This is a genomic window from Leisingera sp. NJS201 (genome assembly GCF_004535885.1).
Taxonomy (GTDB): domain Bacteria; phylum Pseudomonadota; class Alphaproteobacteria; order Rhodobacterales; family Rhodobacteraceae; genus Leisingera.
Genome location: NZ_CP038236.1, coordinates 62565 through 71922, shown reverse-complemented (window position 1 = coordinate 71922; position 9358 = coordinate 62565). Strand labels below are relative to the sequence as shown.

The 9358-nt window shown below is 59.1% G+C and carries 3 protein-coding genes and 5 pseudogenes; 7 read left to right on the top strand and 1 reads right to left on the bottom strand.

Translation table 11 applies throughout. The features are described 5' to 3' along the window. The first annotated feature begins 40 nt into the window (after positions 1–40). Genes ETW23_RS22140 through ETW23_RS22430 form a run of 3 tightly spaced genes read left to right on the top strand, consistent with a single transcriptional unit; the run spans position 41 to position 4480 of the window. A complete protein-coding gene (locus ETW23_RS22140; RefSeq protein ID WP_167738196.1) occupies positions 41–1681 on the top strand; it encodes a LamG-like jellyroll fold domain-containing protein in 1641 nt (546 codons plus the stop codon). Next, positions 1660–4167 carry a LamG-like jellyroll fold domain-containing protein gene (locus ETW23_RS22435; protein ID WP_134831490.1) on the top strand — a complete coding sequence of 836 codons (2508 nt, stop codon included), beginning with the start codon at positions 1660–1662 and terminating at the stop codon, positions 4165–4167. Before ETW23_RS22140 ends, ETW23_RS22435 begins: the two co-directional genes overlap by 22 nt. After that, positions 4070–4480: a hypothetical protein gene (locus tag ETW23_RS22430; RefSeq protein ID WP_134831489.1), complete on the top strand. Its 411-nt coding sequence runs from the start codon at positions 4070–4072 to the stop codon at positions 4478–4480. Before ETW23_RS22435 ends, ETW23_RS22430 begins: the two co-directional genes overlap by 98 nt. Positions 4481–5143: 663 nt before the next feature. Here ETW23_RS22430 and ETW23_RS22425 read toward each other — a convergent pair. After that, a pseudogene (locus ETW23_RS22425) lies at positions 5144–5555 on the bottom strand (ISNCY family transposase); the annotation flags it as partial. A gap of 296 nt (positions 5556–5851) precedes the next feature. Here ETW23_RS22425 and ETW23_RS22420 point away from each other — a divergent pair. From ETW23_RS22420 to ETW23_RS22405, 4 pseudogenes are all read left to right on the top strand, one after another. Beyond that, positions 5852–6946, top strand: a pseudogene (locus ETW23_RS22420) (IS5 family transposase). A 37-nt stretch (positions 6947–6983) separates the two neighbouring features. Next, positions 6984–7352, top strand: a pseudogene (locus ETW23_RS22415) (transposase); the annotation flags it as partial. An 80-nt stretch (positions 7353–7432) separates the two neighbouring features. Beyond that, positions 7433–8618, top strand: a pseudogene (locus ETW23_RS22410) (IS3 family transposase). A 15-nt stretch (positions 8619–8633) separates the two neighbouring features. Further along, positions 8634–9281, top strand: a pseudogene (locus ETW23_RS22405) (IS110 family transposase); the annotation flags it as partial. Between the last annotated feature and the right edge of the window lie 77 nt (positions 9282–9358).

Sequence of the window (9358 nt, the reverse complement as noted above, 5' to 3'; positions counted from 1 at the left end):
GTTTCAACCAACAATAGCCATAGCAAGGAGGACCCTAAGCGTGGCAAACACAACGTTTCCGGATCCGGTTTTTTCGAAGCTGAAAACCAAAGAGTATACTGGCAGCCGGGACGACATTCTCAGCATCAATCATTCAAACACCCTTGCGCTGGACGCGGCGACGGTGTCGCTGAGCTTTTCGTTGGAGCGCCTGCCCGGCGAGATGGCGCTGGTGTCCAAGGACGGAAGCGGCGCCGGGGCGGGCGACTTCACGCTTTGGGTCAAGGACGGCACTTTGGTGGCGACCCAGTCGGACGGCAGCGGGACCGAATACCTGAAAGTCCCGGATCTGGTGTTGTCGGCGCAGCAAACCTACCAGATCTCGGTCAGCTTTGGCGCGGACGGGCTGATGATCTGGCTGGACGGCGCGCTGGTGGCGGCAGAACCTTCGTTCAAACAGGGGCTGGCAGACAATGATAACGCCCTGGTGATCGGCGGCAGCCGGGCCTGGCGCAGCGATCAGGAAGATGACGCGCATTCGCTGTTCAAGGGCACCATCAGCGATGTGCGGATCTTTGACAGCCAGCTGGGCGAAAGCAGCCAGATCGCACTGGCCGGGGAGGCCGGCACCGCCATGGGCGCCAAGATGGACGCGATGATGGAGGATCTGGCCCCGGCCTTTGGCCAGCTGCACGGCGCCAGCGATACCTTCCTGGAGATTCTGTCGGATTACGGCGTCACCCATCACGGCCATCTGGACCGCAGTCTCAACATGATCAGCCGCAACGGCGGCGACAACACGGTGCGCGGCACCAGCGGCGCCGATGGCATCGACGCGGGCCGCGGCGACGACAAGATCATCGGCAAAGGCGGCGCCGATGTGCTGCAGGGCAACTACGGCAATGACACGCTGTATGGCGGCGGCGGCAACGATGTGCTGGACGGCGGCCACGGCGAGGACACGCTGAAGGGCGGCGCTGGCAACGACCTGCTGATCAGCCGCGCGGACGGGCGCGAGGGCGCCATCGCCTATGACCCGGACCGCGACGAGGGCGACCCGGAAAATGAGCTGACGGACGGTAAGCTGTACCCCGATCAGCCGGTGCCGGGCGATGATCTTCTGATCGGCGGCAAGGGCGCGGATATCTTTTATTTCCAGACGCTTATCAACGCCAAGGAGCGCTACATCGAGAAGCACACCCGCGACGACGGCACCATCAACTGGCACGGTGTTGCGGGGGAGAACGACAAGCTGCACGACCATTGGGTCGACATTATGGGCCATGATGTGGTGCAGGATTTCAGCCGCGCCGAGGGCGACCGGATTGTCATTGAGGGCCACACCACCGAGATCGCCTCGATCACCTATGGCGACAAGAACGGCGACGGGGTGATGGATCACTCGGTGATTGCTCTGTACTCGGATCAGGGCAACAACGGCGGCGCCCACAACGATGATTTGCTGGGCAAGATCACCGTCTACGGCGACCTGGTGAAACTGTCGGACATCGAACACACCGCGGCGCCGGCATACGGTATCGTCAAGAGCATCGACGACCTGAACGAAGCGCTGGCGCCAACAGCAGTTTCCGAAAACACCGGCAAGATCAAGGTGCCGGGTCGGCGCTGGGAACGGCTGCGCAGGCCGCCATACCAGGTGCCGGCGCGCCGGTTGTTGCGATGCCAGGCCAGCACGTGCTGAGCGGTGAAGACGGCGATTATCTGAATGCGGGTCACCTTGATGCCCTTGCGCTGGACGCGGCGACGGTGTCGCTGAGCTTTTCGCTGGAGCGGCTGCCCGGCGAGATGGCGCTGGTGTCCAAGGACGGCAGCGGCGCCGGGGCGGGCGACTTCACGCTTTGGGTCAAGGACGGCACTTTGGTGGCGACCCAGTCGGACGGCAGCGGGACCGAATACCTGAAAGTCCCGGATCTGGTGTTGTCGGCGCAGCAAACCTACCAGATCTCGGTCAGCTTTGGCGCGGACGGGCTGATGATCTGGCTGGACGGCGCGCTGGTGGCGGCCGAACCTGCGTTCAAACAGGGGCTGGCAGACAATGATAACGCCCTGGTGATCGGCGGCAGCCGGGCCTGGCGCAGCGATCAGGAAGATGACGCGCATTCGCTGTTCAAGGGCACCATCAGCGATGTGCGGATTTTTGATGGCCAGCTTGGCGAAAGCAGCCAGATCGCGCTGGCCGAGGCGGCCGGCACCGCCACGGGCGCCAAGATGGACGCGATGATGGAGGATCTGGCCCCGGCCTTTGGCCAGCTGCACGGCGCCAGCGATACCTTCCTGGAGATTCTGTCGGATTACGGCGTGACCCATCACGGCCATCTGGACCGCAGTCTCAACATGATCAGCCGCAACGGCGGCGACAACACGGTGCGCGGCACCAGCGGCGCCGATGGCATTGACGCGGGCCGCGGCGACGACAAGATCATCGGCAAGGGCGGCGCCGATGTGCTGCAGGGCAACTACGGCAATGACACGCTGTATGGCGGCGGCGGCAACGATGTGCTGGACGGCGGCCACGGCGAGGACACGCTGAAGGGCGGCGCTGGCAACGACCTGCTGATCAGCCGGGCGGACGGGCGCGAGGGCGCCATCGCCTATGATCCGGACCGCGACGAGGGCGACCCGGAAAATGAGCTGACGGACGGCAAGTTGTACCCCGATCAGCCGGTGCCGGGCGATGATCTTCTGATCGGCGGCAAGGGCGCGGATATCTTTTATTTCCAGACGCTTATCAACGCCAAGGAGCGCTACATCGAGAAGCACACCCGCGACGACGGCACCATCAACTGGCACGGTGTTGCGGGGGAGAACGACAAGCTGCACGACCATTGGGTCGACATCATGGGCCATGATGTGGTGCAGGATTTCAGCCGCGCCGAGGGCGACCGGATTGTCATCGAGGGCCACACCACCGAGATCGCCTCGATCACCTATGGCGACAAGAACGGCGACGGGGTGATGGATCACTCGGTGATTGCGCTGTACTCGGATCAGGGCAACAACGGCGGCGCCCACAACGACGATTTGCTGGGCAAGATCACCGTCTACGGCGACCTGGTGAAACTGTCGGATATCGAACACACCGCGGCGCCGGCATACGGTATCGTCAAGAGCATCGACGACCTGAACGAAGCGCTGGCGCCAACAGCGGTTTCCGAAAACACCGGCAAGATCAAGGTGCCGGGATCGGCGCTGGCGGACGCTGGCGATCTGACCCTTGCGGCAGCGGAAAGCCCGGTCTTTGCCATGGCAGGCAGCCACGGTTTCGATGCCGACGACCGTTCTGCCTATGTTTTTGATCACAATAAGGCGCTGGAGCTTTCCAGCGGCACTATTGCCTTTCGCTTTACCGCCAGCAGTCTGGCCGGATACCAAACCCTGTTGTCCAAGGATGCCGCTGAATATGGCAGCGGCGGGCATCTGGCAGTCTATCTGGATGAAACCGGCAAGCTGATCGTGCGCCTGCAGGACAGCGAGGAGACCCACTATTTCACTGCGGCAAATGCGATTGAGGCAGGCACAGACTATGACTTCAGCCTGAATTTTGGCAGCGAGGGCGTGGAAGTCTACCTGAATGGCGCGCGGATTGCTTATGAAGCCGGGCTGGATTTTGACTGGAGCACCAACAGCGAGGCACTGATTGCCGGGGCTGCAGGATGGAGCAATGCAGCCGGCAAAACCGACAAGATCCACAGCTACTTTGATGGCAGTATCAGTGATCTGGCGGTTTATGACGCGGTGCTGACCGGCGAAGAGGTTTTCGGCAGCGGTGAGCGCAGCGATTACGCTTACTTCGGCGGCCGGATCGACAGCTTTCAGTTCAATCGCAGCGGCGGCGAAATCCAGATCAGCAAGGGCGGCTCTGAGATGGTTCTGGAACCGGAGGATACCTTTGCCGCGTTCAAGGATGTCACCGTGCGAGCGGCGGATATTCAGTTCGGTTCCAATAACAGCGACGAATTGCGCGGTGCCGATGGTGCCGATGTGCTGATTGGAAAAGACGGCGATGACCGGCTGCTGGGGTATGGCAATGATGACTTGCTGAGAGGCGGAAAGGGCAACGACAACCTTTATGGCGGTGACGGAGCGGATACGCTGTCCGGTCAGGGGGCCACGACAAACTGGCGGCGGCAGCGGCCGGGACTATCTGTTTGGCGGCGATGGCAATGACACGCTGTATGGCGAAGACGGCCGGGATTGGCTCTATGGCGGCCTTGGCGATGACCGGCTGCAGGGCCACAGCTGGAATGCGTCGGACCCCTCAGACCGGGACCGCGCGGTGTTTGATGGGAACTTCGAGGACTACAGCTTTGAAAGCTATACCTACTTTGACTCCAACCGGGGTACCGACATTACCCGTCTGACGGTAACTGATGCGGCCAGCGGCGGGGCTGATGGCTATTATGAAGGCCGCGACCAACTGCTGGATATTGGCTTGTTAGTCTTTGCAGATCAGACGGTTGCCTTTGATGACCTGATCTGACGCCAGGTCCGGGCGTAGAACAGCACGGGTTTGGCGGAGCAAACATCTGTCAATCCTTCAGGTGGCTTTCACCGGGGCATTTGGGTGCCTCCGGTGAGTTTCGCTCCTGGGTGCAAATGATTTGGACACCATTCAGAAATGCCGCCGGCTGCGCAAAGCAGAAACGTCACTGCGTAGCGCAACAGGAACAATGTTTGGCAGCCCGTAGACCGCAAATATCGAAGGGCTGATAAGCCTTGTGAGAACATGAGACTGAAACCGCTGGATAGCGGTTTGAGCCCAGACCTACATAACTGTGATAATGTCGCCGACAGCGATGATCTCGTTCAAGCAAAACTGGCCGTCTGCTCTCATATGCAGATGCGGTAAATCAAGATGGCCGTTCGGCCTCGGTTGGTAAACCTCTCATGGGAATGATTTTCCAGCGCTTGAGATGAAAATTTTGGCTTCCAGTACAGTGGCAAAGGCCAGATCAATCTGGTCATTTGTGTACAGAACACAACGACTTCGACCATCCTTGTCGTCGGTCAGAAGATCGTAGTCGTTTATCTCAATGTTCATAAGGGACGATCCCATACGGACATGCAAAATTCAACGGCAGCTTTATCCGCATTGCGGTCATTCACTTGCGATCATCGCCTCTGGCAATTCCTTCTTGCAGGGCCTGGGCTTATACCCCATCTTCTCGGAATTGGTCTGCACCTTGGGCTTTGGCGGCGCTTTCTCATGCATCTCTTTGATACGCGCCAGAACCGCACTCAGCCGCTTGTTCCCGACGACGGCAGCATGGGTGACGCGCTGGGTTCATATCAATGACCCGGTAGGGAAGGGAGTGGCCTTTCAAGCGGACCTCAAACCGCCCATCCGCAAAGGCATAGGTATCCGCATATTTGCAACCAGCGCGTGACAATTCGTTCTCTTCCAGCATGATCCGCTTGCGGTCATAGGAAGTTGTGAGCTGTTTGCCGGCATAGCGATTCTCCCGCCAGCACAGAACTTCCGCCAGCCGGTTCGGTTCGGCATTCAACGCCCGGTGCAGGTTGTCCGGCTTGGCAGGGACCTTAGCAAATTTGGCGCAGAAACGGTTGTGAGCGCTGCATAGTTTCACCTGTAATCGGTCTTATGTAAAATGTGCAACAAGAAGAGCGAAGAGTGATGGAGTGGATGCCCCTTCCGACGGCATCGCGATGCGCCATGCTGGTGCTGTGTTAACAGACCAGAAACAGAGGAGGCGACAATGGAAATGGTTGCAATCATCGGAGTAGACTTGGCAAAGCGCAGTTTTCAGGTGCATGGGGCGACAGTTGGGGCCTTGTTGCACGAATCGGGTGAGGGATTCACTGTATGAATCCAGCATGCTAGCTGAATGATATGAGAAGTGGGACCCCTACGAAGTACAAGACCACGAACTGGTCGGCTTACAATGAAGCGTTGAAGCGGCGTGGATCGCTGACGGTGTGGTTCGATTCAGAAATGACATGGCGGCCGCCACCGACCGGCAAGCGCGGTCGACAACCGAGCTTCAGCGACGCGGCGATCCAGACCTGCCTGACGATGAAGGTGCTGTTTGGCATGCCGTTGCGGCAAACGACGGGGGTCGTACAAAGCCTTTTGCGGCTGGTCGGCCTGGACTGGACCGTGCCGGACTTTAGTACCCTGTGCCGCCGTCAGACACGCTGAATGTGAGCATCCCCTGTCGTGGCGCGAAGGGGCCGCTGCACCTGTTGATCCCCTCTCGTGACATCACTGCGTGATGCACTGCCGGGCAGCGGACAGCACCGGCATCAAGGCCGAAGGAGAAGGTGAATGGAACGCCCGCAAGCCCCCCTCTCGCACATGCCATGCATGTGCTGCCGGGCAGCGGGTGGCCCAAGCTGCGCATCTGGCGCAAGATACATATCGGCATCGACGAGGAAACGTTGGAGGTTCGGGCCGTCGGGATCACGGGCAGCAACATTGGTGACGCGCCCATGTTACCAGAATTACTGGACCAGATTCCGCCGGATCAGAAGATCGGCAGCGTCACCGCCCCCTCTCGGCAGATTGCTTCGCAATCGCCTGCCGGGCAGTGGATGGAGCCTATGACACACGCAAGTGCCATGAGGTCATCGCGGTGCGAAACGCAGCGGCCGTCATCCCGCCCCGCAAGAACGCCAAACCCTGGAAGCTGACGAGCCGGGCGCCGAGGCACGCAACGAAGCTCTGAGAGCCTCAAAGCACCTCGGCCGCGCTATCTGGCGGCGATGGAGCGGTTATCACCGCCGGAGCCGTGTCGAGATATGAGGAGGATCAGAAAAGGATCTGGGGGATCCTTTTCCTGACGATTGGATGAACTGCATCAAGCTGCTTGGTCAGTCATTGATGGTTCGAGACTTCGAACGCCAGGTCGCCGAACTCCAGGTCCGCATCGCCGTGCTGAACGGCTACACTGCGCTTGGCATACCCGTCACTGTGACTGTGGGATAAATCCGTCCGGGGAAAGGGGAACTGGGGTCAGACCCCGATTTGTGCAACAAGGCCGACAGCTGGCGGGGATGTCTTGTTCCGCAATAAACTGTCCCGGGCGCAAGTTGTGCCATTTTTTGCACAACAACCAAACTGCACCGTTGCTATGGAGGCCTGCGCGACCGGGCATGACTGGGGGTGTCAGATCGGGGCACTCGGCCATGAGGTAAAGTTAATACCGCCCATCTATGTGAAACCTTTCGTCAAACGGCATAAAAACGATGCTGCTGATGCAAAAGCGATTGCCGAGGCTGCATCACGTCCGACGATGCGAACAGTCGCCGTGAAAACACATGAGCAGCAAAGTAGGGCGGTATTGTTCCGAACACGTGACCTGCTCCTGAGGCAACGCACGCAGCTGATAAACTGAGCTACCCCCTGAATTTCGGACACTGACGTAAGCTGCGATTTGCTGTCTGCTGATCTTCGACGAAGAGGAGATCAGAGATGTCGAAACGGAAGAACCATTCGCCCGATTTCAAAGCGAAAGTCGCGCTTGAGGCTCTGAAGGGCGAGCGGACTGTTGCTGAGCTGGCGAGCCAGTTTGGCGTTCACCCAACGATGATCCACAGCTGGAAGCGGGCTCTTCTGGAGGGCGCGTCCGGCGTGTTCAAGCGCGGCGGCAGGAAGCCCCAGGAGATTGACGAAGAACAGGTCAAAGAGCTGCACGCCAAGATTGGGGAGCTGGCCGTTGCCAACGATTTTTTGTCACGAAAGCTCAAACCGTGGATCGGCAAGTGAGGAGGAAAATGATCGAGCCTGCCAATGCCAATCTGCCCATTAGCAAGCAGTGCAAGCTGCTGTCGATCTCGCGGTCGTCGTTCTATTATCAGCCCAAAGGCGAGACGGCTCTGAACCTGATGCTGATGCGCCGGATCGACGAACAGTTCCTGGAAACGCCGTTCTTCGGTGTGCGGCAGATGACTTGGCATCTGCGCAATGAAGGTCATTTGGTGAACGAAAAGCGGATCAGGCGGCTGATGAGGGTGATGGGGCTCATGCCGATCTACCAGAAGCCCAACACCCGCTGCCCGGCAGCACATGCAAAGCATGTGCGAGAGGGGGCAGGGCTGCGAAGGGGCACAAGACCTACCCCTATCTGCTGCGTGGTCTGCGGGTGGGGCGCCCGAACCAGGTCTGGGCGGCAGACATCACCTATCTGCCAATGCGCAAGGGGTTCCTGTATCTGGTGGCGATCATTGACTGGCACACGCGCAAGGTGCTGGCCTGGCGCATCTCGAACACGCTGGAAGCGGACTTCTGTGTCGAGGCGCTGAACGAGGCCATCCACAAGTTCGGCCCGCCCGAGATCATGAATACAGATCAGGGCAGCCAGTTCACGTCCTTCGCCTGGACGGACAGGCTGTGGCGATCCGGTGTGCGCATCTCGATGGATGGCAAAGGCCGGTTCCTCGATAACATCTTCGTCGAGCGGCTTTGGCGGAGCCTGAAATACGAATGCGTCTACTTGCATGCTTGGGAGACCGGATCAGAGGCGAAGGTCGGCGTCGGAAAGTGGATCGAGTTCTACAACCGAAAACGCCCACATTCCGCCCTTGGCGGCAAACCCCGGCCGTGGTCTATTGGCCGAGAAAACACAAAACCCAACCCGATCAGCAGGAGCAGAGAGTAGCTTAAATTACGCCAGAACCTGTCCAACAATTGGGGAGTAGCTCAAAACGCCTTGCGAGCTCATCTCGCCGAGTTTGGCAGAGTTGCGCCGAAGGCGACGACAAATATCAAACATCTGAGAGAAATCTTGGAAGATGCTAAGAATGGCCTGCTACAAATGGTGACGGATATTGGATCGATCTATATTGGCCGGATCGCCACTCTGACAGAACAAATAGGCAGGCTTGAAAAACAGGTGCGCATCGAAGCGACAAAAGACGATGCTGCACGCCGTCTCCAGACCATGCCAGGCATTGGCCCGATCACTGCCATGGCTGTCTCTGCCTTCGCCCCGCCCATGGAAAACTTTCGTCGGGGCCGGGATTTTGCTGCGTGGGTAGGGCTGGTACCGAAGCAACACTCGACGGGTGGAAAGCAAAAGTTGGGCCGAACTTCGAAGATGGGGCAGAGAGATAACCGCAGGCTCCTGGTCATCGGTGCCATGTCCGTCGTGAAGGTGGCTGTTCACAAGGGTGCCCGAGAAGGATCTTGGCTCCAAAGGATGCTCGCAAGGAAACCACGTATGGTCGTCGCTATTGCGCTCGCAAATAAAATGGCGCGCCGGTTATGGGCCATTTTGGTGAGGAACGAAGATTACAGGGATCCGGCCATCGCCGCCGCGTAAGCGTTACGGTAGGCGGTACGTCGGGAATGTGAGGAGGTCTTTGAGTGTAAGGGCAAATGATCGGAAAGATCGGGTTC